This is a genomic window from Bacillus sp. es.036, from assembly GCF_002563635.1.
Taxonomy (GTDB): domain Bacteria; phylum Bacillota; class Bacilli; order Bacillales; family Guptibacillaceae; genus Guptibacillus.
In genome coordinates this window covers 3609755-3634865 of record NZ_PDIZ01000001.1, presented here as the reverse complement: position 1 = coordinate 3634865, position 25111 = coordinate 3609755, and the positions used below count along the sequence as shown (strand labels likewise).

Here is a 25111-nt window from a genome sequence, read left to right as displayed (position 1 = left end):
CAACTCTCCAAACTACTTCTATCATATCACCTTTAGGTCGCTTTAGCTTGCATTTTTTAACAATGTATCCTACTCAGGATAAGCATTAATCATCCAGTCTGTTTTCACATACACAGGTAGTTTTGTGATATTAACTTCAATGCTTTCGGACCTTTCATAGAAACCACGATCAATCATGAATACGATTCGATCTTTCTCACTATCAAGTAAGTTTGGATTGCGAATTTCTCCCTTTTCATTCATCGCTTCGATTTTGATCTGTTTTTTATACTTCATATTTAAGTAAGGCGCTTCAGAAACAACTGAATTCACCAGTAAGTTAAAAGTGACACCGTCCTCGTTATAAAAGAGTGTATCTTTAACCACATCAGATCCATAAATCGATACAATCAGCTCATCTAACTGATGTGTGTAAGTTGATTCTTTAATCTGCTTATAGATTTCATACTGATTCGGATCAACGTCAAAACTTACTTCCTTTGAAAAGTTGCCAATCAGCCCATCGAGGTGAATGGCTTCAGGTAGCTTCGTTCCAGCTAGAAAAGAGGCTGAGTATTGCCCACCGCTCAGCTCCTCCACTAATAACGGTGCTATCTCTTCCTCCTTGGCGGAAATCATCAATTCCATATGAGGAATTGTCGAAAAAGGAGAATCGATATCTACTATGAGCCGACTCTCAGAAGCCATCTCCTCCCAGCGAGAAACCGATACTGTCGTTTCGTCAAATCTCTTTGTTTCATTAATTCGTTTCGTAGTCTTTGCTTCTTTTTCATATTCATAAGATACAGGTACGTTAACCTTAGCTGAACGATTTCCACTTACGATCGTTGTAAGTGCTCCGTTCCAATTTCGAAGTGGTTCGTTCGTCTCAGAATGAGCGACAGATTGAAACGTTCCCTTCATATAGTAGTAATCTTCAAATAGAACACCTTCTTCTGTTTCAACGAGTTCCAATACAGATGCTTCACCAGAAGGATCGTCCATCACAAGCTGATCGATTTTCGGAAGATCTTCTCTATTTCTTGTTAGTACAAACTCACTATTCGACACATCAACATGATAGAAAACATAGACGTTATGTCGAGAATACCAAACGCCATCCAAGTTTATTTTAAAATCATCTGGCATTGGCATATCGTTTACTGATTGATAGTCTCCATACTGAATCGCGAGTTCAAGCCCAGGAGTTGTCTTTATAAAATAAGGAACAATGTCCTGAACCTTTTCCACAGTTAAAACGTCATCGGAAACACTCTTGTCCTTTCCAATGACTGTAAACGTAATAAATGCCGCTCCTAAAAGAACAATGAGCGCAAACCATTTACGCTTCCCCATACCAATTCACTCATTTCGGCTGAATCGTTCGTTACTCTTTCGCTATCCATGGCATTGTTTCCTTTTATGTAATTGTGCATATCGTAAAGTGGTAAGAGAAAGATGAATGAAGGAAATTGAGGGTAAGAAAGACAAAATAAAAAACCCTTATCTTATAAGGATTTAAATGGTGGCCCCGAGAGGAATCGAACCTCCGACCTGCGGTTTAGGAAACCGTTGCTCTATCCCCTGAGCTACGGGGCCGAATGACTAACATTATACAGCAAAATCTTATAAAGCAAAAGCATCGTGCAAAATAATTATCGCGCGATCGATAGACCGCGCGATGTCCGTACATTTCCCCAATTAGTTATTCCGTAACCCAGCTCTTCATATAATTTTCATCTTCATACTGCTGCACCTGTTCGATGACTTTGAGCGGTCGGAACGTATCGATCATTACGGCAAGCTCGAGCGTTTCTTTTTTGCCGATGCTTGCCTCAATTTTCCCCGGATGCGGCCCGTGTGGAATGCCTGAAGGATGAAGCGTAATCGAAGCTTCCTCGATGCCTTTTCGGCTCATGAAGTTGCCTTCTACATAGTAAAGCACTTCATCACTATCAACATTGCTATGAAAATATGGTGCTGGAATAGCATCTGGATGATAGTCATAAAGCCTTGGTACGAAGGAGCAGACAACAAAATTATGCCCTTCAAAGGTTTGATGGACTGGCGGAGGCTGATGCACTCGCCCTGTAATTGGCTCAAAATCATTAATGTTGAACTTCCATGGATAGAGATAGCCATCCCAGCCAACAACATCGAGCGGATGATGATCGAACATATGACGATGCAATCCCCCCCGTGTTTTCGTCACTACTTCATACGAACCTTTTTTATCATGCGATAGAAGGCGTTCAGGACCATCAATGTCACGTTCGCAGAAAGGACTGTGTTCCATCAGCTGACCGTATTCATTTCGGTATCTTCTTGGTGTCGTAATCGCGCTATTTGCTTCTATAACGAGCCAACGATTGTCATTTCCTTCTGGGATAACCCGGTATATCGTTCCAATCGGTATGACAATATAGTCGCCCGGCTTATAAGAGAGCTCCCCAAACATCGACTCAATTCTACCTGACCCATGGTGGATAAAGAAAAGCTCATCTCCGTCACCATTTCGATAAAAATAGTCCATCGGCTCTGTTGGGTTTACGACACCTAGGATCACATCCTCATTCCCCAGGAAATAACACCGCTCGACAACTGCATCGCCCTTTTTGTCGTAATGTGCCGTTCGGAAATGACGATGACGTAGCGCAGATTCTTCCTCATACTCAGGTGTTGTCTTTTTTATAAAAGTTGCTTCCGTTACTGCTGTTGGAAAATGGTGATGGTACAAAATCGATTGGATTCCTGAAAACCCCTTTGTCCCCATCACTTGTTCCCGGTATAAGGAACCGTCTGCTCTTTTAAAAGTTGTGTGACGTTTAGACGGTATCTCCCCCATCGTCCGATAGTAAACCATGTTCATCCTCCTCTCCAACAACATTTGAAAGTGTTCCTAGATGAGCAATAGACAAATCAACTCTGTCACCAGGCATAAGGAATTCACGTCCCGATTGTTCAAGAATACATCCGCTGCCAACCGTACCTGAGCCGATTACTTCACCAGGATATAAGGTCACATTACGAGAAGCCTGTTCGATGAGCTCAGCAAAGGAATAATACATCTCTTTCGCATTTCCCGAGGAATAACGCTCGCCATTGACGAACGCTTCCATATGCAAATCAAGCTTTCCTTGGTCAAGAGAGAACTCATCAGCCGTAACAAGAAACGGACCGAAAGAAGTAGCAAAATCTTTTCCTTTTGCAGGTCCTAAGCCTACCTTCATTTCTTGTGCTTGCAGGTCACGTGCGCTCCAGTCATTCATGATCATAAAACCGAAAATGTAGTCTTTCGCCTGACTTGCTTTAATATTGCGCCCTTCTTTCCCAATGACGCAGGCAATTTCTAGTTCATAGTCTAACTTTTCACATGCTTTGGGACGTAGGATAACATCTTCTGGACCTTTCACAGCAAGATGATTTGAAAAATAGAAAACTGGAATCTCGTACCACTCAGGCACAACATCAAGTCCTCTCTTCCCCCTTGCAGTGACCACATGCTCTTCAAAGGCGTAGAAATCTCTGATGCTCGTTGGACGAGGAAGAGGCGCATATAGCGTGATATCCTCTAGCACGTAATCTCCATTGCGGCATTGCTCAATGAGCGGTTGGTACTGAGGATAATCGATAATGATCCTCATAAGATCTGCTGGAATAATTCCGTTAGAAGCGTCGTGCAATCCGATAATACGTGAATCTTTGTAAATACCCGCCTGTCTTTTCCCATCTACTTCGAAAGTAACGAACTTCAATCGCCTCAGCTCTTTCCATCAGGAGATGTTTTGCGAATTAATGTAAAGGTATCCGCTACCGCTCTCGTATACTCTTGGCCAGCAAGTCGTCCTACCGGCTGGAGCATCGCAGTATCTATCTTCCCATCCCGATATAATGCATCACGTACGTGCACCATCACTACTTTGCCAATAACGAGGCTACCTGATCCTTCATGGTCACCGAACTCCACGATCTGATCAAGAACACATTCGAGCTGCACGTCACTCTCTTCCACTCTCGGAGGGCCAACCAGCTCGCTGTTAGCTTTTGTAAGCCCAGATTCAAGAAACTCATCTGTTCCTTTTGGAAACGGTGTTGCGCACTCGTTCATTTGCTCAGCAATTTTTTCACCAACGATATTAATCACAAATTCCCTCGACTCTTCTATGTTTAAAAGCGTATCCTTTTTATCGCCTTCCCCCGCTTTTCGCATTGGCGCAAAACAAACCATCATAGGATCAGCGCAAATGCCCGTAAAAAAGCTAAAAGGCGCCAGGTTTACTTCGCCCACTTTATTTATCGTGGAGACGAAAGCAATTGGACGAGGAAGGACAGATCCAATTAATAATTTATAAGCCTCTTTCCAGGCTAATGTATGGGGTTGAACTTTCATGAGTGAGGCAACTCCTTCTTATAGTAGGTTGAAGCTAACTTCTATAAGTTGCCTCTTCGTTCCTGCTCTCTCTCAATCGCCTGGAATAATGCTTTGAAGTTACCTTCCCCAAACCCTTTTGCACCTTTACGTTGAATAATCTCAATAAATAAGGTTGGTCGATCGACAACAGGCTTTGTGAAAATTTGCAACAAATACCCTTCATCATCACGATCAACCAGGATTTTTAATTCACGAAGCTTACTAATCTCTTCATCAATCTCACCTACTCGCTCAGTGAGCACATCATAATAATCATCTGGCGTTTCAAGAAACTCAACACCACCATCACGAAGTTTTGCAACGGTATCAACAATATCATTCGTTAAGACGGCAATATGCTGAACGCCAGGACCATTGTAATAATCAAGGTACTCTTGAATTTGCGATTTCCTTTTCCCATTTGCAGGCTCATTAATCGGGAATTTAATGCGTCCCCCGTTGTGCATCACTTTCGACATTAAAGCAGAATACTCCGTGCTAATGTCTTCATCATCGAAATGTATCATTTGCTTAAAGCCCATCACATTCTCGTAATAAGAAACCCACTCTTCCATTGATTCTACGTTTCCAACGCAGTGGTCAATGCCGAGCAAGCCTGTTTCCTTCGACGGAATTGTTCCTTCAAACTTTTTGTATCCGGGTAGAAAAAGTCCCGAGTAGTTTTTACGTTCAACTAACGTATGAATCGTATCACCATACGTGCCGATAACGGCCATTTTTACAACACCGTTCTCATCTTTGTATTCTTTAGGTGGGCTTAGCTCAATCGCACCTCGCTCAGCAGCTTCTTTGTAAGCGCTATCAACATTTTCTACAGTAAGAGCAATATCTTTCACGCCATCCCCGTGCAATTTAACAAACTCTGTAATTGGATGATCATTCGACAGTGCACCTGATAAAACGAGGCGGATATTATTCTGTTGCAATACGTAAGAAACCTTTTCACGATCCCCTGTCTCAAGTCCTGAATAAGCAACGGGCTTAAATCCAAACGCCTTACAAAAATAATGACTCGCCTGTTTCGCATTTCCAACATAAATCTCCAAATAATCGACGTCACGTACCGGGAAAAAATCAGCCGTTTCCTGTTGATTTTGATTCAACATTTGCTCCTGCACAATCATCCCTCCAAAAATAGTTTGTCACTCAGCTTAAACGTATAGCTTTTTCCATTTCCTTTCAAGAACATCTGCTAAAGCCGTAACGCATTAAACGAAAAGCGGAAGCGCCCGTTTAGCCTCGACAAGCGCTGGAACCCTATAAAAAGAACACGGTTTTTGTGTTCATTTTATAGGGTGAAGCGATCGAGAGGCTGGGCCCTGCAGCTGGATCAACGAAAAGCGGAGCGGGCCCGTTTAAATCCGTAGGATGTTGGAGCCAATGAGATTGAGACGCTTTTTGTCTCATTCGAATGGGCGAAACAGCCGGAGGATTTGGCCCGCGCAGTTAGACACGAAAAGCGGAAGTGGGCGTTTAAGTCCGACAAGCGCCGGAAGCATTCCATATGAACACGTTCTTTGTGTTCGGATGGAATGCTGAAGCGACTCGAGGACTTGCCCTCTGCAGCTAGACACGAAAAGCGGAGACGAGGGTTTAGGAACAGAGCCCTTCCGCTCGTTCGCGGAATTAATCCTATTTTCGCGGATATATCCTGAATATCGCGGAAATAAATGAGCTTTTCGCGGAAAAAACGGAAATATCGCGGAATTCCCCCTAATCGAGTCCCGATCAAGCTCAGAAAGGCTATGTTTCGCTTTATAGAACGTCACAAGACTGAAAATGATTACCACTCAGCACTTATCTCGCCTTTTTCTCAAAATAGCTAGACATGGGATAGATTGTTACGCTTTGAAAAATAAGTGATAACAGCACGGCACCAAAAGTGAGCGAGATGAGCGTACTATCACCTGAGCCATATTCCGATTCCAAACTTAAAAGAAGCGCCACTGACATCGTTCCACGAATGCCAGACCAAGTAACAAGGGAGATGTCTTTCCAATTAAATTCACTTCGCCACGCTGAGAACGATTTGATAATTCCAGCAAGGACAAAGAACCTCACAATAATCGAAGCGAGAAAAACGAGCCCAACAAAGAGCCAATGATTGAAGTCTAGATAGTTGGTCGTTTCAATACCAATTAGTAGAAAAATTAAGGCAAGAATACTCGGCTCTACGACTTCCCAGAAGCTATTGAGGTATTCTCGATAATGAGATTCTTTAATATAACCGTCCAGTTCATATGAAAGCATAATTCCCGCTGCAACGACGGAGAGAACACCTGATACACCAAGGTTTTCTGCCACATAAAAACTACCATAAGCGAGAACGATACTTAACATCACCTGATATTGCCGCTGATGAGTGAACGAAATGGCACGACACACGATCCAACTAAATATGGCCCCAATCGCAATTCCTCCAATTGACACAAGAGCAAAGTCATAAAGAAAAGAATTAATGGAAAAGCTCTCATCACCAAGGTACATGCCCGCAAACACAGTGAAAAGCACGATACTGGTGCCATCGTTCACCATTGATTCCCCTTCAACTACATCAGCTATTTTCGGATCTTTTGATGCCTGTTTTAAGATGGAGACCACAGACACCGGATCGGTAGGCGTTAGTATAGAAGCAATTAATAGCGCCCCTACAAACGAAAGGGAAAGGAATGGTCCGCTTAAAACATAAAGTAAGCCTCCAAGTAGAAGAGCACTAAATAATAAGCCTAGTGTACTTAATGCCGCGATAATGCCAGCGTGCTTTTTAAGATGAGCAAATGGAAATTGATAAGCGGAAATAAAAAGTAAGGCCGGAAGAAACCATTCAAAGATAATGTCTTTCGTGATATGTACCGAACTGAAGAATGGAAGAAAAGAAAGACCGATTCCGATCAGCAATAAAACGAGAGGGGCAGGGAAGTTTTTTTGTTTGTTATCAATTGTGTAGACTAAATAACCGATAAAAAGTAGAATTATGATTTGATTCGAGCTCATCAACTCACTCCTTTTATTTCCTATTTTCCCAAACGATTTTAGCATCAAACAGAGAGGCTATTTTTACCTTTATCTTGCCGGTTTTAACCCTGTCAACCAATCTTGGTGTATGCTACAATAATCTTTGTCTATTAAAAGATATGTAAGGTCTGCTATAGGAAACGACGGAGGAGGATACGTAATGAATCAGACCCCATTTATTGCCGTCGAAGGCCCCATCGGAGTTGGAAAGACCTCCCTATCTCGAGCCATTGCTGCTCATTATCAATTTGAACTTTTTCAAGAAATCGTAGAAGAGAATCCGTTTCTCGGGAAGTTTTACGACAACATTGAAGAGTGGAGCTTCCAAACCGAGATGTTTTTTCTCAGCCATCGATACAAGCAATTAGAAGAAATGGAGAAGCATCATTTATCAAAGAAGCTTCCAGTTATTTCTGATTACCATATTTTTAAAAATAAGATTTTTGCGCAACAAACACTTAGTGACCAACACTTTTCTAAATATATGAAGATCTATGACATTATAACCGAGGGAATGCCTGAACCAAACGTCATTATTTATTTAAATGCTAGCCTTGAAACGCTGCTTAATCGAATTTCTCAAAGAGGCAGACAAATCGAAAAAAGCATCGATCCTGCTTACCTTGAACGTCTTTCATCTGATTATGAACGGTTTATGCATGAATTTGAAGCACAGCACCCAGATATCCCTGTGCTCCGTTTCAATGGTGATGAGATGGATTTTGTGTCCAATCAAGAAGATTTGCACACCATCTTCCAATCCCTCGAAAAAACATTGAAAGAAGGAGACCCTGTTAAATGAACCTCAGAGAAAAATACAACATCCCACAGGACGCCGTCATTACAATTGCGGGGACGGTAGGTGTTGGGAAGTCAACGATTACAAGCTCACTTGCAAATGCTTTGCAATTTCGAACTTCTCTTGAAAAAGTGGATAACAATCCATATTTAGAGAAATTCTACAATGACTTCTCTCGTTGGAGCTTTCATTTGCAAATTTATTTCCTTGCAGAACGCTTCAAAGAACAGAAGAGAATGTTTGAATATGGTGGCGGCTTCGTCCAAGACCGTTCTATTTATGAAGATACAGGCATTTTCGCAAAAATGCACTATGAAAAAGGGACGATGTCGAGTGTTGACTATGACACCTACACAAACCTTTTCCAATCAATGGTGATGACGCCTTTCTTCCCACATCCAGATCTCATGATTTACCTTGAAGGTTCCTTTGACGACGTCGTGGATCGCATTAAAGAGCGAGGCCGTCCGATGGAGCAACAAACGCCAACTGCTTATTGGGAAGAAATGTACGAACGCTACACGAACTGGATCGACAGCTTCAATGCCTGTCCTATTCTTCGCTTGAATATCAATGAATATGACCTGGTAAATGATCCATCTTCTATTGAACTGATTTTAAAACGTATTGAACAGAAGTTTCAGCAAATCCCTTCACTAAATCGATAATTTTAAAAAAGCTATCCAATTGGATAGCTTTTTTCTTATCTTACTATAATTTCACATAGAAAAACCGCTGTCGGCGATGACAGCGGTCGAAATATAATCTCCAAATTATATGCGCGTTGGTTATTAATTAGTAAATGGAGGAGGAAGAGGGATTCGAACCCCCGCGGGCGACTAAGCCCCTGTCGGTTTTCAAGACCGATCCCTTCAGCCAGACTTGGGTATTCCTCCGTGTGAAGAAGTTATTAACTAACTGCGACAAGTAATATAATATCATCGTCTTAGAATAATGTCAACGATATCTCAAAACTTTTTCAAAAAGTTTTTCAGGTATGTAAATTGATGATTGATGAAGAACTTCGTCGAAAATTAGCTTCTTTATACTATACACGATTCTTATCTAAAAATAAAGAGCAGAGATGACTCTGCTCTTTATCACTTTTATTTAATCACTTCACGCCCACCCATATATGGACGCAGTACTTCAGGGACAATAACTGAGCCATCTTCTTGTTGGTAATTCTCTAAGATTGCGGCAACAGTTCTCCCGATCGCAAGGCCAGAGCCGTTTAACGTATGAAGGAATTCTGGCTTTCCATTCTTTTCACGACGGAAGCGAATGCCTGCACGACGCGCCTGGAAATCTTCAAAGTTACTACAAGAAGAGATTTCTCGATACGTGCCATAGCTTGGGATCCAAACTTCAATATCGTATTTCTTCGCTGCAGTAAAGCCAAGGTCAGCGGTACACATGCTCATAACGCGATACGGAAGTCCTAATAGTTGAAGTACTTTCTCTGCATGCCCAGTAAGCTTTTCAAGCTCGTCATAAGAATCTTCAGGCTTCACAAAACGGACAAGCTCTACTTTATTAAATTGGTGCTGACGAATCAGTCCACGAGTATCGCGCCCTGCAGAGCCAGCTTCAGAACGGAAGCAAGCACTGTATGCTGTATAAGCAAGTGGAAGATCTTCTCCGTCCATAATTTCATCACGATGGAAGTTTGTTACCGGTACTTCAGCTGTTGGAATTAAGAAGTAATCTTCTTCACGAATTTTAAAAGCATCCTCCTCAAATTTAGGAAGCTGACCAGTACCAGTCATGCTTTCACGGTTCACAAGGTATGGAGGAAGAATTTCTTCATAGCCATGCTCAGATTCATGTAGATCCATCATAAAGTTAATCAAAGAACGTTCTAGACGCGCTCCAGCACCTTTATAGAAAGCAAATCGGCTTCCGGTTACTTTTGCTGCACGTTCGAAGTTAATGATATTAAGATCGGTTGCAATATCCCAGTGAGGCTTTGCTTCAAAAGCAAAATCATTTTTCTCTCCCCATGTACGGATTTCGATGTTATCATCTTCCGTCTCACCTACAGGTACGCTATCATGAGGGATGTTTGGGATGTGAAGAAGAATTTGTTCAAGCTCTGTCTCAACAGTGCGAAGTTCTTCATCAATGGTTTTAATCTTATCGCCAACTTCACGCATTTCTTTAATAAGGTGATCGGCGTCTTTCTTCTCGCGTTTAAATACCGCCACGTTTTTAGAAGCTTCATTACGCTGTCCTTTTAACTGCTCTGTTTCAGCGATAAGCTCTCTTCTGCGCTGATCAAGCTCCTCAAAACGATCAAGACCGACTAGATCTTCCCCACGCTTTGATAGCTTTACTTTTACTTCTTCAAAATTTTTACGCAAATACTTTAAATCGATCATGCTTTTTCCTCCTTTATTAATGAATGATAAACGCGCTAAGGAAACCTATTTAGAGTGAAAGTAAGGTTTTTGAATACAAAAAAGCCCTCATCCCCTATAAAGGGACGAGAGCTACCCGCGTTGCCACCCTGATTGCAGACAATTGTCTGCCTCTTAACAGAATAACGGTCTGCTCCGAGAAAGCTTACTTCATTCAGCTTCCTACTCAGGGATGGATTCACAGGGTTCAATGATCGATTCACACCACACATCGACTCTCTTGGCATTGAACATCTATTACTATTTCCCGTCAACGTTTTCATTTATCATTCGTCATTTGCAGAAAAAGAATTCTCTTCTTCTTGGTACGTAATAATTTACACGAAAAGTTACTCCGTTGCAAGTCCTTCTTTCTTAAACTCCAAAACCATGTCAATAAACATCTGATGCATGCGATCATCGTCCGTTAGTTCTGGGTGAAAAGCACACGCGAGAAAACGTCCATGACGTGCGGCTACAATTTTTTCATTAAAGGTAGCAAGCACTTCAACATCTTCTCCAACTTCTTCAATATATGGAGCACGAATGAAGACACCAATAAAGTCTTCTTCTAGTCCTTTAATTGGTAACGGTGCTTCAAAACTTTCACGCTGTCGTCCGAAGGCATTTCTTTTAGACCTTACATCCATGACGCCAATATGAGATCCATCCACACCTTCAATATGCTTTGAAAGAAGGATTAATCCAGCACATGTGCCGAAAATAGGCTTCTCTGCTGCAAAAGCCTTAAGAGGCTCTAGAAATCCATACTGATCAATTAAACGACGCATTGTCGTACTTTCCCCACCAGGCAGCACGAGTCCATCTAAATCCTCAAGCTGTTCAACACGTTTTACGACAATGATTTCTGCTTCTTTTGTTTCTAGTGCTTTCACATGTTCTCTGATCGCACCTTGCAGTCCAAGGACCCCGACTTTCACCATACTGCTCTCGACTCCTTCTCTTTATCTAAGTAAGAACCCCACCTTACGTTACGCAGGTGGGGGATCAATGATTTTACCAGCCGCGCTCTTGCATACGGTCTGATGGCTTAAGTGAAGAAATTTCAATTCCTGGCATTGCGATACCTAGGTTCTTAGAAATGTTTGCGATCAATTCGTAATCCTGATAGTGAGTTGTTGCTTCAACAATCGCTTTAGCGAACTTCTCAGGATTATCTGATTTGAAAATTCCAGAACCAACAAATACGCCGTCAGAACCGAGTTCCATCATTAATGCTGCATCTGCAGGAGTAGCAATACCACCAGCAGCAAAGTTAACAACTGGTAGACGTCCAAGCTCTTTAATTTGAAGAAGAAGCTCAAATGGAGCCTGAAGGTTTTTCGCTTCAGTCATCAATTCATCTTCAGACATGCTTGAAATTTTACGAATTTGGGATTGAATAAGACGCTGATGACGCACAGCTTCAACAACGTTACCAGTTCCAGGTTCGCCTTTCGTACGAAGCATTGCTGCACCTTCACCTACGCGGCGAAGTGCTTCACCAAGGTTACGCGCTCCACATACAAATGGAACTGTGTACTTACGTTTATCAAGGTGGAATTCTTCGTCAACTGGCGTAAGAACTTCACTTTCATCAATGTAGTCAACGCCCATTGATTCAAGAACGCGTGCTTCTACAATATGACCAATACGACATTTTGCCATTACTGGAATGGATACGGCATTCACAACGTCCTCTACAATTGTAGGATCAGCCATACGTGCTACGCCGCCTGCTGCACGAATATCAGATGGTACACGTTCTAGTGCCATTACTGCTACTGCACCAGCTTCTTCTGCAATCTTCGCCTGCTCTGCATTCACAACGTCCATAATAACGCCGCCTTTTTGCATTTCAGCCATACCACGTTTTACACGATCTGTACCTGTTTGTTGATTCATCTATATTCCTCCCATATCTATACTTAGAAACGTCTATTATACACGACATCTATCAAACGCTTTTATTGTAACATTTTTTTATGACTTGTCCTATCACATGTGCGGTGATTTCGTAAAAGATTTAGAAAAATACTCTTCGATTACCTAATCGAAGAGTATTTTTACCAATTATGCTTGTTATTATAAGTTAAAACAGTCCTGTCACTGCATCTGCTACACTCGTCCACACACCAGAGAAGAAACCACCAATTGCTCGCATAGTAAGGGTAAACCAACCTGCTTTTTCAACTGATTCAGTTGCTACAAGAGGTACTGAAGAACCCTTGTCCCCTGTTATGTAACCAAAATCTTCCCCTGTTGCTTTTAAGACAACTGTTCCAACTTGGTCGCCTTCTTTAATTGGTGCAGTTAGTTCTCCATCTTCGTTAAGGAGGGACTTGTCGTATTCGTAGCTAAGTTCAAATGGTTCTTCCGTGTTTTTTACAGTTACAGTATTAAACGATTCCCCAGCAGCTACGCCAACTTCTTTTTCTTTTCCTTTTACGACGTTAACTGATGATTTTCCATCTGCTTTATCACCTTTAGAAACGATTGTTTTTTGTTCAAATTGATCAAAACCATAATTCAGCAATTTTGAGGTTTCTTCGAAGCGAGCTTCATAAGAGTCGGTTTTCATAACAACTGAAATTAATCGCATATCCCCTTGTTTTGCTGTTCCTGTAAAGGCAAAGCCAGCTAAATCAGTTGATCCTGTTTTAAGCCCGTCAATTCCTTCTACTTTGTACTTATTTGAATAGATAAGAGAAGGAAGAAGCCAGTTCCAGTTCTTCATGGTGATTTGATCATCTGTACCTTCACGGAATTCTTTCACAGGCGTACTCGTTGTTTCAAGCACTTCTGGATAATCTTTTAGAAGATGATATGCAAGAAGCCCTGTTGAACGTGCAGACATCATATTTTCTTCATCCGCATCACCAGCCGGATGATTTCCTAGAAGGTCTCTGTTATTTAGTCCTGAGCTATTCACGAACTTGTATTCTTTCATGCCCATTTCTTTTCCTTTGGCATTCATCATTTCGACAAACTTCGTTTCTGTTCCTGCAACGTGCTCAGCAAGTGCCATTGTGGCAGCATTTGCAGAATAAATTGCCATTGCTTCATATAATTCCTTAACTGTATACTGTTCACCCACACGAAGTGGTACGTTTGAAAGAGAACGGTTCTGAGATAACTTTTGAATCGTATCACTTACAATAACTTTCTCATCCCAACTAACTTCACCTTTACTAATCGCTTCAAGTACTAAATACTCCGACATCATCTTTGTCATACTTGCAGGTGAGAGCGTTAATTCAGGATTATTTTGATATAAAATTTTCCCTGAACTTGCATCAATTAAGATTGATGCTTCCGCTTTGATGTCAGGCGCCTCTGCAGCCTCTGCAGTATTGCCTCCACCAAATGTTCCTGCTAGTAATAATACCATCGCCATGGCTACGGTCATGGCTTTCAAACCAAGGTTTTTCAACCCCTACACCTCCAAATAAGTCTCACATAACCGCTATTCTATCACACCTAAAATTAAAAAAATAGATAGAGGAAAGTCCCCTATCTACTTTTCGAATATATTCGGTTGTTTTTGTCACACAGCTGTTATAACTTCCGTCTAAAGCCCTATTTAGACCGAGTAGTTTGGTGCTTCTTTCGTCACTTGAACATCGTGTGGGTGGCTCTCACGAAGGCCAGCTCCAGTGATTCGTACAAACTGACTGTCCTCACGTAGCGAGTTTAGTGTTTTTGTTCCACAGTATCCCATTCCCGATCGTAAGCCACCGATTAATTGATGGATTGTATCAGTAAGAGGTCCTTTATAAGGAACACGTCCTTCAATTCCTTCAGGAACGAGCTTAGACATATTTTCCTGGAAATAACGATCTTTACTTCCCTTTTCCATCGCTCCAATTGATCCCATTCCACGATAGACTTTAAATTGACGCCCCTGATAAATTTCACGTTCGCCTGGGCTCTCATCTACACCTGCAAGGATGCTACCAAGCATGACGGCATGACCACCTGCTGCAATCGCCTTAACGATATCTCCTGAGAACTTAATGCCTCCATCTGCAATAATGCTAACACCATGCTTGCGTGCCTCTGTTGCACATTCGTAGACTGCAGTGATTTGAGGTACACCAACACCAGCAATTACACGAGTTGTACAAATAGAACCAGGTCCGATTCCTACTTTTACAACATCTGCTCCTGCTTCAATTAGAGCTTTTGTTCCTTCTGCAGTAGCAACGTTACCTGCAATAATTGGAAGGTTAGGGTAAGCACTTTTAATTTCACTTACTTTTGTCATTATGCCTTCAGTGTGTCCATGTGCAGAATCTAATACAATTACATCCACACCGGCTTCAACAAGCTTTTCAACTCGCTTCAGTGCATCTGTTGTATTCCCTACAGCAGCTCCTACTAGTAAGCGGCCTCTGCTATCTTTAGCAGACTGTGGAAACTGTATAACCTTTTCAATATCTTTAATGGTAATAAGACCTCTTAGCGTACCGTCTTCATCTACTAGAGGAAGCTTTTCAATACGGTGTTTTTGTAGGACGCGCTCAGCTTCTTTTAATGTCGTTCCGACTGGAGCTGTAACAAGATTTTCTTTTGTCATCACGTCTTTAATTTGAATAGAGTAGTCTTCAATAAAACGAAGATCACGATTAGTAAGAATACCAACAAGTTTGCGCTCATCATTCACAATAGGAACTCCTGAAATGCGATACTTGCCCATGAGGTGCTCAGCATCGAATACTTGATGCTCTGGTGTAAGGAAGAAAGGATCAGTAATAACACCACTTTCAGATCGTTTCACACGATCAACATGCTCAGCTTGCTCTTCCATTGACATGCTCTTATGGATAATTCCTAGACCACCTTGTCTTGCCATTGAGATCGCCATCGGTGCTTCTGTAACTGTATCCATACCTGCGCTAATAATTGGTACATTTAGTTCAAGGTCTTTTGTTAACTGAGTTTTCACCGATACTTCCCTCGGTAGTACATCTGAAAAAGCTGGCGTTAATAACACATCATCGAAGGTTAACCCTTCTTTAGCAAATTTTGTTTCCCACATCCCTTTCATCCTCCTCTAATCGAATTGTCCGAAATTTTATTAGTAGCTTATCAATTGGTTAAACTACTGTCAAGAAAGATAGAATAAGTTTGAATTATCAAACATGGAGGTTGCCTATGGGATATTCTGGACATCAACACTCAGCCAATTTAGCTTATCACTCTGCCTCATATGTTCAGCAATATTTAAAGGAATGTTATTCTAAAATTGAACTTCCAGATGCAGAACGAAAAAGCTATGATACTTGCTATCGTTTTATGTACTTTATTGAATACGGAGATCGCTACTATCGGCATGCTGAATTGGCTGATACCGAGTTAAAACCGATCCTTCTTTTCTATGGGATGATTCAACTGTTAAAAGCTTGTCTCATCACGATTGATCCGAATTATCCCGGGGATACCCATGTACTTGCCCACGGAGTAACATCTCGAAAACGAAAAAAGCGGCAATATGCTTTCTTGCAAGATGAAGTGAAGGGTCAAAAAAACGGACTCTTTGAATACTTTTCAAGGAAAATGTTTCATGTGAAACAGGTCGAAGGGGAAAAGTATAAAATGGAAGATCTTCTATCCCTTATACCTGAGATTGGTCCGCTATTTGAGAAACTAAATGGGAAGCGAACAAATTATCATATTACTCCAATTTCTACCAACACATTTACAGTTCATTCAAATATTCTTGACTCTTTAAACATGACTGTTGAACGTTTAGAATCTTATCTTCAGCAGCAGGGGTTGTGTTCAGTAAAAATCCTAGGACAACATCGTGACTTCATAACTTTACAAGTTCACAGAGAGCCCAAACTAGAGTTACAGGAGCGTCCTTTTCTCTATGGTAGGGGCGGCGTGTATCTCCCTGCAGAAAGGAACCAGTACAATTCTATTACAGAAGTAATGGTACACTATCTGGTTTTATATAATTTGAGCATGATTTGTCGATACGAGACAGAATGGTGGGGGGATTTGTTTCATACACAGGAGTCATCAGATCTACCTTTTATTCTTCAATTTCTTGAGGTAACTTCTAAAAAGGTGCCAAAATTGCTTTATGGCTTTCTAGATCAGAGAGGAAAATAATGATAAAGCAGAAGGCAGTTAATGAAATCCGTATCTTTCGATGCTTTTTCCGCGCTTTTTTAGATATTTCCGCGAAAATCGGATTTATTCCACGCTTTCGCATGATATTCCCGCGAAATTGAGATTTATTCCGCGAACGTGCTGCATGAGGGCTTTGAGCTAGTGAAAACTCACCCATTAAACCATACAAAAAAAGCGAGAAACCATTTGGCCTCTCGCCTTTCTTCTTTGTCCAGCGACGTCCTACTCTTGCAGGGGGAGATCCCCCAACTACCATCGGCGCTAGAGCTTAACTTCCATGTTCTCATACGGGGCGCGATAAGCTGCGATCGCCAGCTGCGCGCTGCCAGATCCTCATGGATCTTCAAATATCCACTCCGGTCTGACAACACTTGCTTCCTCGAATTTCTTGCTTCTCCCACCCCTACGTAGCTTTCGAAGAAGTCGATTGACAACAATCAAAAAAAGATAAAATAAAAAATCAAGATACAAAACCATACAAAAAAGCGAGAAACCACTTGGTCTCTCGCCTTTCTTCTTGCCCAGCGACGTCCTACTCTTGCAGGGGGAGATCCCCCAACTACCATCGGCGCTGAAGAGCTTAACTTCCGTGTTCGGCATGGGAACGGGTGTGACCTCTTCGCCATCGTCACTAGACAATTCAGGTGTTCCCTGAAAACTAGATAGCACGCACAACGTATTCCAATAATATCAAGTTTAGTGAGCTATGCTCACATCACTTTTGTTTTAGGTTAAGCCCTCGATCGATTAGTATTCGTCAGCTCCACGTGTTGCCACGCTTCCACCCCGAACCTATCTACCTCATCATCTCTAAGGGATCTTACCAGCTTAATGCTGTGGGAAATCTCATCTCGAGGGGGGCTTCATGCTTAGATGCTTTCAGCACTTATCCCTTCCACACGTAGCTACCCAGCTATGCTCCTGGCGGAACAACTGGTACACCAGCGGTGTGTCCATCCCGGTCCTCTCGTACTAAGGACAGCTCCTCTCAAATTTCCTGCGCCCGCGACGGATAGGGACCGAACTGTCTCACGACGTTCTGAACCCAGCTCGCGTACCGCTTTAATGGGCGAACAGCCCAACCCTTGGGACCTACTTCAGCCCCAGGATGCGATGAGCCGACATCGAGGTGCCAAACCTCCCCGTCGATGTGGACTCTTGGGGGAGATAAGCCTGTTATCCCCAGGGTAGCTTTTATCCGTTGAGCGATGGCCCTTCCATGCGGAACCACCGGATCACTAAGCCCGACTTTCGTCCCTGCTCGACTTGTAGGTCTCGCAGTCAAGCTCCCTTGTGCCTTTACACTCTGCGAATGATTTCCAACCATTCTGAGGGAACCTTTGGGCGCCTCCGTTACACTTTAGGAGGCGACCGCCCCAGTCAAACTGCCCACCTGACACTGTCTCCGCACCGGATCACGGTGCTGGGTTAGAATGTCAGTACAGCCAGGGTAGTATCCCACCGACGCCTCCATCGAACCTGGCGGTCCGACTTCTATGGCTCCTACCTATCCTGTACAAGCTGTACCAAAATCCAATATCAGGCTACAGTAAAGCTCCATGGGGTCTTTCCGTCCTGTCGCGGGTAACCTGCATCTTCACAGGTACTATAATTTCACCGGGTCTCTCGTTGAGACAGTATCCAAGTCGTTGCACCTTTCGTGCGGGTCGGAACTTACCCGACAAGGAATTTCGCTACCTTAGGACCGTTATAGTTACGGCCGCCGTTTACTGGGGCTTCGATTCAGAGCTTCTCCCGTAAGGGATAACCCCTCCTCTTAACCTTCCAGCACCGGGCAGGTGTCAGCCCCTATACTTCGCCTTACGGCTTTGCAGAGACCTGTGTTTTTGCTAAACAGTCGCTTGGATCTTTTCACTGCGGCTCCCCTGGGCTATTAACCCGAGGAAGCACCCCTTCTCCCGAAGTTACGGGGTCATTTTGCCGAGTTCCTTAACGAGAGTTCTCCCGATCGTCTTAGGATTCTCTCCTCGCCTACCTGTGTCGGTTTGCGGTACGGGCACCTCTTTCCTCACTAGAGGCTTTTCTTGGCAGCGTAGAATCAAGGACTTCGGTACTAAATTTCCCTCGCCATCACGACTCAGCCTTCACGGTGAACGGATTTACCTATTCACCAGCCTAATCGCTTGGACGCGCATTTCCAGCAGCGCGCTCTCCCTATCTTTCTGCGTCCCCCCGTCGTTCAAACGGAAAGGAGGTGGTACAGGAATATCAACCTGTTATCCATCGCCTACGCCTTTCGGCCTCGGCTTAGGTCCCGACTAACCCTGAGCGGACGAGCCTTCCTCAGGAAACCTTGGGCTTTCGACGGACAAGATTCTCACTTGTCTTTCGCTACTCATACCGGCATTCTCACTTCTAAGCGCTCCACCAGTCCTTTCGGTCTGACTTCACAGCCCTTAGAACGCTCTCCTACCATTGTCGTAAGACAATCCACAGCTTCGGTGATACGTTTAGCCCCGGTACATTTTCGGCGCAGCGTCACTCGACCAGTGAGCTATTACGCACTCTTTAAATGATGGCTGCTTCTAAGCCAACATCCTGGTTGTCTAAGCAACGCCACATCCTTTTCCACTTAACGTATACTTTGGGACCTTAGCTGGTGGTCTGGGCTGTTTCCCTCTCGACTACGGATCTTATCACTCGCAGTCTGACTCCCGCGGATAAATCGTTGGCATTCGGAGTTTGACTGGATTCGGTAATCCGGTAAGGACCCCTAGTCCAATCAGTGCTCTACCTCCAAGATTCTTGCCGCGAGGCTAGCCCTAAAGCTATTTCGGAGAGAACCAGCTATCTCCAGGTTCGATTGGCATTTCACCGCTACCCACACCTCATCCCCGCATTTTTCAACATGCGTGGGTTCGGGCCTCCATTCAGTGTTACCTGAACTTCACCCTGGACATGGGTAGATCACCTGGTTTCGGGTCTACGACCACGTACTATTTCGCCCTATTCAGACTCGCTTTCGCTGCGGCTCCGCCTTATCAGCTTAACCTTGCACGGGATCGTAACTCGCCGGTTCATTCTACAAAAGGCACGCTGTCACCCATTAACGGGCTCCAACTAGTTGTAGGCACACGGTTTCAGGTTCTCTTTCACTCCCCTTCCGGGGTGCTTTTCACCTTTCCCTCACGGTACTGGTTCACTATCGGTCACTAGAGAGTATTTAGCCTTGGGAGATGGTCCTCCCAGATTCCGACGGGGTTTCACGTGTCCCGCCGTACTCAGGATCCGTCTCGGAGGGCAGCGGATTTTGACTACAGGATTGTTACCTTCTGTGATGGACCTTTCCAGGTCGCTTCGTCTATCCGTGCCTTTGTAACTCCAAAGAGACGTCCTACAACCCCAGAGGGCAAGCCCTCTGGTTTGGGCTGATTCCGTTTCGCTCGCCGCTACTCAGGAAATCGCATTTGCTTTCTCTTCCTCCGGGTAATGAGATGTTTCAGTTCCCCGGGTCTGCCTTCCATTCCCTATGTATTCAGAAATGGATACCATCCTATTAAAGATGGTGGGTTCCCCCATTCGGAAATCTCCGGATCAAAGCGTACTTACAGCTCCCCGAAGCATATCGGTGTTCGTCCCGTCCTTCTTAGGCTTCTAGTGCCAAGGCATCCACCGTGCGCCCTTAGTAGCTTAACCTTCGATTTGTTAGGCATTGCTGCCATAACGCATCAGTTATTACTAAGTTATTGCATAAAAAATAATTATTGGATGTCGTTGTTTATGCTATCTAGTTTTCAAGGAACAAGGCTACTACTTGAATCAGCGCAAGCTTCATCACTTCACCTATTTTGAAAGAATACAATCATTCTTTCAAAACTAAACGAAACGCTCATGTAAGGTTGGTAACGTAAGTTACCTTCGTAATTCTCCATAGAAAGGAGGTGATCCAGCCGCACCTTCCGATACGGCTACCTTGTTACGACTTCACCCCAATCATTTGTCCCACCTTCGGCGGCTGGCTCCATAAAGGTTACCCCACCGACTTCGGGTGTTACAAACTCTCGTGGTGTGACGGGCGGTGTGTACAAGGCCCGGGAACGTATTCACCGCGGCATGCTGATCCGCGATTACTAGCAATTCCGGCTTCATGCAGGCGAGTTGCAGCCTGCAATCCGAACTGAGAACGGCTTTATGGGATTTGCTTCACCTCGCGGTGTTGCTGCCCTTTGTACCGTCCATTGTAGCACGTGTGTAGCCCAGGTCATAAGGGGCATGATGATTTGACGTCATCCCCACCTTCCTCCGGTTTGTCACCGGCAGTCACCTTAGAGTGCCCAACTAAATGCTGGCAACTAAGATCAAGGGTTGCGCTCGTTGCGGGACTTAACCCAACATCTCACGACACGAGCTGACGACAACCATGCACCACCTGTCACTCTGTCCCCCGAAGGGGAACGTCCTGTCTCCAGGATTGTCAGAGGATGTCAAGACCTGGTAAGGTTCTTCGCGTTGCTTCGAATTAAACCACATGCTCCACTGCTTGTGCGGGCCCCCGTCAATTCCTTTGAGTTTCAACCTTGCGGTCGTACTCCCCAGGCGGAGTGCTTAATGTGTTAACTTCAGCACTGAGGGTGGAACCCCCCAACACCTAGCACTCATCGTTTACGGCGTGGACTACCAGGGTATCTAATCCTGTTTGCTCCCCACGCTTTCGCGCCTCAGCGTCAGTTACAGACCAGAGAGCCGCCTTCGCCACTGGTGTTCCTCCACATATCTACGCATTTCACCGCTACACGTGGAATTCCACTCTCCTCTTCTGCACTCAAGTCCTCCAGTTTCCAATGACCCTCCACGGTTGAGCCGTGGGCTTTCACATCAGACTTAAAAGACCGCCTGCGCGCGCTTTACGCCCAATAATTCCGGACAACGCTTGCCACCTACGTATTACCGCGGCTGCTGGCACGTAGTTAGCCGTGGCTTTCTGGTTAGGTACCGTCAAGGTACCGCCCTATTCGAACGGTACTTGTTCTTCCCTAACAACAGAGCTTTACGACCCGAAGGCCTTCGTCACTCACGCGGCGTTGCTCCGTCAGACTTTCGTCCATTGCGGAAGATTCCCTACTGCTGCCTCCCGTAGGAGTCTGGGCCGTGTCTCAGTCCCAGTGTGGCCGATCACCCTCTCAGGTCGGCTACGCATCGTCGCCTTGGTAAGCCATTACCTTACCAACTAGCTAATGCGCCGCGGGCCCATCCTGCAGTGTTAGCTCAGAAAGCCAACTTTCAACATTGCACCATGCGGTGCGATGTATTACCCGGTATTAGCTCCGGTTTCCCGGAGTTATCCCAGTCTGCAGGGCAGGTTGCCCACGTGTTACTCACCCGTCCGCCGCTAAGATCAGGGAGCAAGCTCCCATCTCTTCGCTCGACTTGCATGTATTAGGCACGCCGCCAGCGTTCGTCCTGAGCCAGGATCAAACTCTCCGATAGAAAGCTTAATCTAGCTTTTAAAACAATTTTTGCTTCCGTAGAAACAACTACTTACATGGCGTTTCGTTCAGTTTTCAAAGAGCAATTTGTTTCTTTCATTTTCGCCGTTGCTTATCGGCGACTTAAATAATATATCATGTAATGCATTATCTCGTCAACACTTTTTTAAAAGTTTTTAAAACCGATTAATAAGGTTTTGGAGACACCGTCAATGCGACGGAATTACATCTTACCATCTGCTATCTATTATTGCAATAGTAATCAATAAAAAAAGAAGAGGATTTCTCCTCTTCTTTAAAAAGTTACTCTTCTTCTGTCGTTGAACCATTGTTTTCGTCATCTTCTGAGACTTCCTCTGCTTCAACATCAATGATTTCATCAGCAATTCCATCATTAGCTTCAGACTCTTCGATGTCTTCACCTTCAATGCCTTCTTCATTGATCTCAACTTTCGCGACCGTCGCGACAGAGTCTCCTTCAGAGATACGAATCAATCTCACACCTTGAGTGTTTCTTCCAGTTTGAGAAATATCCTGTACATCGATACGAATAATGACACCACTTTCAGTAATGATCATACATTCTTCTTCAAGTGTGACAGTTTTTAGGGCTGTTAACACACCATTACGCTCCGTAAGGTTACACGTCTTAATCCCTTTACCGCCTCTTGTTTGAACGCGATATTCTTCGAAAGGTGTTCTCTTACCAAATCCTTTATCTGTGACGATAAGGACATCCTGGTTTTCATCTAGAATACCTATACCAACAACCTGGTCATTCTCTTGTAGCGTAATTCCCTTAACACCAGTAGCTGTTCGGCCCATAGATCTAACGTCTTCTTCATGGAAACGAATCGCCATCCCTTGTTTTGTTCCCATGATTAGCTCTTTCGATCCATTTGTTAGTCGAACGCCCATTAACTCATCATCTTCTTTAAAGTTGATGGCAATGAGTCCACCTTTTCGGATATTCGCAAAAGCAGAAAGTGGCGAACGTTTGACAACACCCTGCTTTGTAGCAAAGAACACGAACCAATCATCAACGAATTCTTCTATAGGAATAATCGCAGTGATATATTCATTCTTTTCGATCTGGAGCAGGTTAATGATTGGGATACCCTTTGCTGTTCGACTAAGTTCAGGTACTTCATATCCCTTCATTCTGTATACTTTACCTTTATTCGTAAAGAACAGAATGGTGTTATGTGTAAGTGTTGTAAATAAGTGTTCGACGAAATCTCCGTCGTTTGTACCCATCCCTTGAATTCCACGACCGCCACGCTTTTGACTTCGATACGTATCGATCGGCAATCTCTTAATATACCCTTTATGAGTTAAGGTGATCACGATATTCTGTTTAGGAATAAGATCTTCATCTTCGATCATATCGAAACCAACTGTGATTTCGGTACGACGTTTGTCAGCAAATTTTTCTTTTACCTCTGTTAGCTCTTCGCGGATGATTTCTAGAACTTTCTCTTCATCAGCAAGAATAGCTTTTAATTCTGCGATTCGCTTCATTAACTCCTGATATTCAGACTCGATTTTATCTCGTTCTAAACCAGTAAGACGTTGAAGTCTCATATCAAGAATGGCTTGAGACTGCTCATAGCTTAAGGAGAACTTAGTCATCAGGCCTTCTCTAGCAATATCTGTCGTCTCAGAAGCACGAATCAACTTGATTACTTCATCTAAGTGATCAAGTGCGATTCGCAAACCTTCTAATATATGAGCTCTTGCTTCCGCTTTATTTAACTCAAATTGCGTTCTTCTTTTAATAACGACCTTCTGATGCTCAAGATAGTGTTCTAGACATTCTTTCAAAGTTAACACTTTAGGCTGTCCATCTACTAATGCAAGAGTGTTAATACCAAAGCTAGTTTGAAGTGCCGTTTGTTTATATAAGTTATTTAATAGAACATTTGCATTTGCATCTTTACGGACTTCAATAACGACTCGCATACCTGTACGGTCAGATTCGTCACGTAGATCGGTGATTCCTTCAATCTTCTTATCACGAACGAGCTCTGCAATTTTCTCGACAAGACGTGCTTTATTAACCTGATAAGGAAGCTCAGAAACAATGATTGTTTTCTTACCATTGCTGAATTCCTCAATTTCAGCTTTTGCACGCTGAATAATTGAACCTCTTCCAGTTGTATAAGCTTTGCGAATTCCCTCACGTCCAAGAATTTCAGCAGCTGTTGGAAAGTCTGGTCCAGGAATAAATTCCATTAGTTCAGGGATTGTCATCTCAGGATTTTTACTTAGTTCTAAAAGTCCTTCAATTACTTCGCCCAGATTATGTGGTGGGATGTTTGTCGCCATTCCGACGGCAATTCCTGAAGCACCATTTACAAGTAGATTAGGAAACCTTGCCGGAAGAACGATTGGTTCACGTTCAGAACCATCATAGTTGTCCTGATAATCGATGGTATCTTTATTAATATCTCGCACCATTTCCATGGCTATCTTGGACATTCTTGCTTCTGTGTAACGCATTGCAGCTGCTGAATCACCATCAATAGAACCAAAGTTTCCATGTCCGTCAATCAGCATATTACGATAGCTGAAGTCTTGAGCCATACGCACCATTGTGTCATATACAGCTGAATCACCGTGTGGGTGATACTTACCAATAACTTCTCCAACAATACGCGCAGACTTTTTATAAGCCTTATCAGAAGTCATACCAAGGTCGTTCATCGCATATAAAATTCGTCGATGTACTGGTTTTAAACCATCTCGCACATCAGGAAGAGCACGACTTACAATAACGCTCATCGCATAATCCATGAAGGAGGTGCGCATTTCCTGACTAATATTTATTTCTTTAACTCTCGATCTTTCCATATCAGACATACGGAAAACCTCCAATTATACTCTTGTTCATCTCATA

General features: G+C 43.5%; 15 protein-coding genes, 2 tRNA genes, 3 rRNA genes and 1 other annotated feature. Of the genes, 3 read left to right on the top strand and 17 right to left on the bottom strand.

The genetic code is table 11. The annotated features are described in order from the left end of the window. Nucleotides 1-69: 69 nt before the first annotated feature. From ATG70_RS18220 to ATG70_RS18190, 7 genes are all read right to left on the bottom strand, one after another. The gene (locus ATG70_RS18220) at nt 70-1335 is read right to left on the bottom strand and encodes a hypothetical protein (protein WP_098445647.1); all 1266 of its coding nucleotides are present in this window, start codon (nt 1333-1335) and stop codon (nt 70-72) included. 167 nt (nt 1336-1502) lie between these two features. Beyond that, nucleotides 1503-1578: transfer RNA gene (locus tag ATG70_RS18215), tRNA-Arg, on the bottom strand. Nucleotides 1579-1684: 106 nt separating this feature from the next. Beyond that, nucleotides 1685-2842 (bottom strand): homogentisate 1,2-dioxygenase, encoded by a 1158-nt coding sequence (locus ATG70_RS18210; RefSeq protein WP_373560773.1) that lies wholly within the window; start codon nt 2840-2842, stop codon nt 1685-1687. Further along, nucleotides 2805-3734 carry a fumarylacetoacetate hydrolase family protein gene (locus ATG70_RS18205; protein ID WP_098445645.1) on the bottom strand — a complete coding sequence of 310 codons (930 nt, stop codon included), beginning with the start codon at nt 3732-3734 and terminating at the stop codon, nt 2805-2807. The genes ATG70_RS18210 and ATG70_RS18205 overlap by 38 nt, the downstream gene beginning before the upstream one ends. 5 nt (nt 3735-3739) lie before the next feature. Further along, nucleotides 3740-4369: a flavin reductase family protein gene (locus ATG70_RS18200; protein WP_098445644.1), complete on the bottom strand. Its 630-nt coding sequence runs from the start codon at nt 4367-4369 to the stop codon at nt 3740-3742. Between the two features lie 41 nt (nt 4370-4410). After that, nucleotides 4411-5517 carry a 4-hydroxyphenylpyruvate dioxygenase gene (gene hppD, locus ATG70_RS18195; protein ID WP_257147788.1) on the bottom strand — a complete coding sequence of 369 codons (1107 nt, stop codon included), beginning with the start codon at nt 5515-5517 and terminating at the stop codon, nt 4411-4413. Nucleotides 5518-6208: 691 nt separating this feature from the next. Then, a complete protein-coding gene (locus ATG70_RS18190) occupies nt 6209-7405 on the bottom strand; it encodes a cation:proton antiporter (RefSeq protein ID WP_098445642.1) in 1197 nt (398 codons plus the stop codon). Between the two features lie 181 nt (nt 7406-7586). Here ATG70_RS18190 and ATG70_RS18185 point away from each other — a divergent pair, with 181 nt between their 5' ends. Together ATG70_RS18185 and ATG70_RS18180 are read left to right on the top strand one after the other, a co-directional pair. Continuing rightward, nucleotides 7587-8228: a deoxynucleoside kinase gene (locus ATG70_RS18185; protein WP_098445641.1), complete on the top strand. Its 642-nt coding sequence runs from the start codon at nt 7587-7589 to the stop codon at nt 8226-8228. After that, nucleotides 8225-8893: a deoxynucleoside kinase gene (locus ATG70_RS18180; protein ID WP_098445640.1), complete on the top strand. Its 669-nt coding sequence runs from the start codon at nt 8225-8227 to the stop codon at nt 8891-8893. The genes ATG70_RS18185 and ATG70_RS18180 overlap by 4 nt, the downstream gene beginning before the upstream one ends. Nucleotides 8894-9028: 135 nt before the next feature. Here ATG70_RS18180 and ATG70_RS18175 read toward each other — a convergent pair. From ATG70_RS18175 to guaB, 6 genes are all read right to left on the bottom strand, one after another. After that, nucleotides 9029-9121 (bottom strand) — tRNA-Ser (locus tag ATG70_RS18175). A gap of 210 nt (nt 9122-9331) precedes the next feature. Beyond that, nucleotides 9332-10606: a serine--tRNA ligase gene (gene serS, locus ATG70_RS18170; protein WP_098445639.1), complete on the bottom strand. Its 1275-nt coding sequence runs from the start codon at nt 10604-10606 to the stop codon at nt 9332-9334. 97 nt (nt 10607-10703) lie between these two features. Continuing rightward, nucleotides 10704-10908: a binding site (T-box leader), on the bottom strand. 66 nt (nt 10909-10974) lie between these two features. Then, on the bottom strand, nt 10975-11568 hold the full coding sequence (pdxT, locus tag ATG70_RS18165; RefSeq protein ID WP_098445638.1) for a pyridoxal 5'-phosphate synthase glutaminase subunit PdxT: 594 nt from the start codon (nt 11566-11568) through the stop codon (nt 10975-10977). Between the two features lie 73 nt (nt 11569-11641). Then, the gene (pdxS, locus tag ATG70_RS18160; protein ID WP_098445637.1) at nt 11642-12529 is read right to left on the bottom strand and encodes a pyridoxal 5'-phosphate synthase lyase subunit PdxS; all 888 of its coding nucleotides are present in this window, start codon (nt 12527-12529) and stop codon (nt 11642-11644) included. 187 nt (nt 12530-12716) lie between these two features. Continuing rightward, nucleotides 12717-14057 carry a D-alanyl-D-alanine carboxypeptidase family protein gene (locus ATG70_RS18155; RefSeq protein ID WP_257147755.1) on the bottom strand — a complete coding sequence of 447 codons (1341 nt, stop codon included), beginning with the start codon at nt 14055-14057 and terminating at the stop codon, nt 12717-12719. Nucleotides 14058-14207: 150 nt separating this feature from the next. Continuing rightward, entirely contained in the window at nt 14208-15665 is a 1458-nt protein-coding gene (gene guaB / locus ATG70_RS18150) for an IMP dehydrogenase (protein WP_098445636.1), read from the bottom strand. Nucleotides 15666-15781: 116 nt separating this feature from the next. On the opposite strand from guaB, the gene ATG70_RS18145 reads away from it, so the two are divergent. Further along, nucleotides 15782-16744: a YaaC family protein gene (locus ATG70_RS18145; RefSeq protein ID WP_098445635.1), complete on the top strand. Its 963-nt coding sequence runs from the start codon at nt 15782-15784 to the stop codon at nt 16742-16744. Nucleotides 16745-17284: 540 nt separating this feature from the next. On the opposite strand, the gene rrf is transcribed toward ATG70_RS18145, so the two are convergent. From rrf to gyrA, 4 genes are all read right to left on the bottom strand, one after another. After that, nucleotides 17285-17401, bottom strand: a 5S ribosomal RNA gene (gene rrf / locus ATG70_RS18135). Nucleotides 17402-17492: 91 nt separating this feature from the next. Then, a 23S ribosomal RNA gene (locus ATG70_RS18130) occupies nt 17493-20422 on the bottom strand. Between the two features lie 238 nt (nt 20423-20660). Beyond that, nucleotides 20661-22213: ribosomal RNA gene (locus ATG70_RS18125) — 16S ribosomal RNA — on the bottom strand. Together the 16S, 23S and 5S rRNA genes form the textbook arrangement of a ribosomal RNA operon. 302 nt (nt 22214-22515) lie before the next feature. Then, complete coding sequence (gyrA, locus tag ATG70_RS18120; RefSeq protein WP_098445633.1) at nt 22516-25074, bottom strand: DNA gyrase subunit A; 2559 nt, start codon at nt 25072-25074, stop codon at nt 22516-22518. Nucleotides 25075-25111 lie beyond the last annotated feature (37 nt).